The sequence below is a fragment of the Burkholderia sp. 9777_1386 genome, assembly GCF_015712265.1.
GTDB lineage: Bacteria > Pseudomonadota > Gammaproteobacteria > Burkholderiales > Burkholderiaceae > Burkholderia > Burkholderia cenocepacia.
The window spans coordinates 1-2,509 of record NZ_JACCQB010000113.1 but is presented as its reverse complement, the minus strand read 5'-3'; the positions used below and the strand labels follow the sequence as shown (position 1 = coordinate 2,509).

Below are 2,509 nucleotides of genomic sequence, written 5' to 3'. Positions count from 1 at the left end.
CAATGTCACCAGAGCTGTTCGGTGCATCGTCGGCTCCATGATCTGACGGGGAACCGGCAAGCTTACCGAGGTCCAAATGCGACATTTCTAAATGGCTAGAACACGACATTTCTAAAAAGCTACTACAGGTCTACGGTCACACAACGCCGATAAGCAGACTGCGGCAGGCCCGTGGTTGACGATTTATCCCGCGTCAGCGCTACACGACAACCACGGACCGACACCGCGATAGACGCTGCCGCAGCAGTCAAGCGTCGCGCGACGCGAACAGCGACTCCCAGCCGACGAACGGGCCGAGCGGAATGATCTCCCAGTCGATCAGGCCGACCTTGGCCAGCGGAAACTCGGCGAGCGCCTGTCTCGCGGCATCGACCGAATCGCTTTCGGCAATGATGGCGACGCCCGGGCGGTCCTGACGGAACGAGATTTCGCGCACGAAGCCCGTTTTATACAGATGCCACGCATGGCGCACTTCTTCGAGAAGATGGGGCTGATAGGCGTCCGGGCTGGCCCCCGGCAGCGGGACGTCGAGACAAAGCAATTTCATCGTGCGGCTCCTGACATGAACTGGCTGGTCACGTGAGCGACGCGCTCGCCCAGATACGCAGCGGTATCGATATCGCTCTCGATGGGGGTGATGTCCGGTGATGCATCATCCGATTGCGCCATCGCGCCCAGCCATCCGCCGACACGATTCTTCTCCTGCGGCGACTTGCCCGGGAAGATATCGAGTCCGACCCAGATCATCCCGTGCTGGGCGGCAAACAGCGCCATCGTGACGAGGGAATTCAGCTTGTCGCCGTGCATGGCGCCCGAATTCGTAAAGCCTGCGGCAACCTTGTTCCGCCACGACTGGGGAATCCACGCGGGCCGCGTCGAGTCCTCCATCACCTTTTTGAGCCTCGCGCTGACGGTGCCGTTGTAGGTCGGCGAACCGAAGATGATCGCGTCGCTCGCGGCGAGTTTTTCCCAGGGCGTATCGCCATCTGCAACGGCGATCAACTGCGCTTCGGCACCCGGCACGCGACGAACGCCGTCTGCAACGGCTTGGGCCTGTTTCGCGGTGTGGCCATAGCCACTGTCATAGAGGATCGTGATGAGCATTGAAGACTCGCAAGCTTCGGACGGAGGGGCGATGTCCGCCATTGTCACGAGCGTCACTCATTACGAGAAGTTCTGGCAGGGTTGAACCACCCTCAACTGAAAGTTTAGAATCCGGCGGCGCGACGACAGGTCGGCGCGATGTCAGTCATGGAGGAAATGTGGATTCTTCGCAGCGTGTTCGAGCCATCGTTTCTCTCGTCCAGGCCGTGGATGCGGGAAGTTTTGCGGCAGCGGCCCGACAATTGGGCGTCACGTCGGCTGCCGTGAGCAAGAACGTGGCGGGCCTCGAAAAAGCATTGGGTGTGCGGCTGATGAACCGGACGACCCGCACACTCAAACTCACAGAGGAAGGCGAGGCGTTTTTGCGCCACGCGCGCATCGCACTTGAAACACTGGATGCCGCGATCGATACGGTTTCCGCCCAGCGGGCCGTGCCGGCCGGGCGCGTGCGGATTTCGACGAGTGCCGCCTTCGGGCATAACCACGTGCTTCCGGCGCTGCCCGCGCTGCTCGCTCGCTACCCGGCGCTGTCGGTCGAGGTCGATTTCGACGATCGGGTCATCGATATTGTCCGGGACGGCTACGACATTGCGGTAAGAGGCGGCAACATCCCGGATTCCGCGCTCGTGACTCGCCCCATTTGTCGCTTGAATACAGTACTGGTAGCGTCTCCCGACTATCTGGCGAACCATGGCGTGCCCGAAACGCCGGATGCGTTGCACGCGCACCGGCTCATTGCACGGCGATTCCTGAGCGGCCAGGTCGCGCCGTGGAACTTCACGGGCGACGACAAAAGCATCACGACGATCGACCCCTCCGGCAAGGCAATGCTGACACTATCCGCACCGGAATCGCTGGTGCAGGCGGCGTGCGATAGCGTTGGCATCGCGGAGGTCGGGGTGCATCTTGCGTGGGATCGGTTGCGTTCCGGTGCGCTGAAGGTCATTCTCCACAGGTTTCACCATCCCGGAAGCTATGAGATGGTGATGCAGTATCCACACCGGGCGCTTGTCGCGCCACGAGTGCAAGTTACCGTCAAACATCTGCTGGAAGCGCTAACGGCGGATAGCAAATTGCATGTGCCTACGGATGCCTTGGATAGCTATAGCGTGTAGCAGTCAGCCATCGTTGTATTACCAAACGTGTGGTTCCGCGTGGAAATTGCGTGTGCAGCATCGCGACGGCCGGAGGTATTCATCGAGCGACCGCCGAAGATCGACAAACCGACGTTGCACGTCCGATGCGGTGAAAGGCGACTCTGGGTCGGTAACTGCCACTCGGAAGAAGCGTGAGCGCAGGTCTTGTCGCGTCATCAGATCGCATGCCGCAAAAAACCGCCCCCCCAACTGTCCAATTTCCGCACACCGAATCACAAACGGCCCCCAATCCACGCGCCTCCCCCACA

General features: G+C 60.7%; 3 protein-coding genes. 1 reads left to right on the top strand and 2 read right to left on the bottom strand.

Annotation, left to right across the window (positions count from 1 at the left end; genetic code table 11):
• Positions 1–247: 247 nt before the first annotated feature.
• Together H0X91_RS34570 and H0X91_RS34565 are read right to left on the bottom strand one after the other, a co-directional pair.
• Positions 248–547, bottom strand: coding sequence for a hypothetical protein (locus H0X91_RS34570; RefSeq protein WP_006498287.1), 300 nt, complete (start codon positions 545–547; stop codon positions 248–250).
• Positions 544–1,104, bottom strand: coding sequence for a flavodoxin family protein (locus H0X91_RS34565; protein WP_006498288.1), 561 nt, complete (start codon positions 1,102–1,104; stop codon positions 544–546). The genes H0X91_RS34570 and H0X91_RS34565 overlap by 4 nt, the downstream gene beginning before the upstream one ends.
• Before the next feature lie 158 nt (positions 1,105–1,262).
• Here H0X91_RS34565 and H0X91_RS34560 point away from each other — a divergent pair, with 158 nt between their 5' ends.
• Positions 1,263–2,219 carry a LysR family transcriptional regulator gene (locus H0X91_RS34560; protein WP_006498289.1) on the top strand — a complete coding sequence of 319 codons (957 nt, stop codon included), beginning with the start codon at positions 1,263–1,265 and terminating at the stop codon, positions 2,217–2,219.
• Positions 2,220–2,509: the final 290 nt, after the last annotated feature.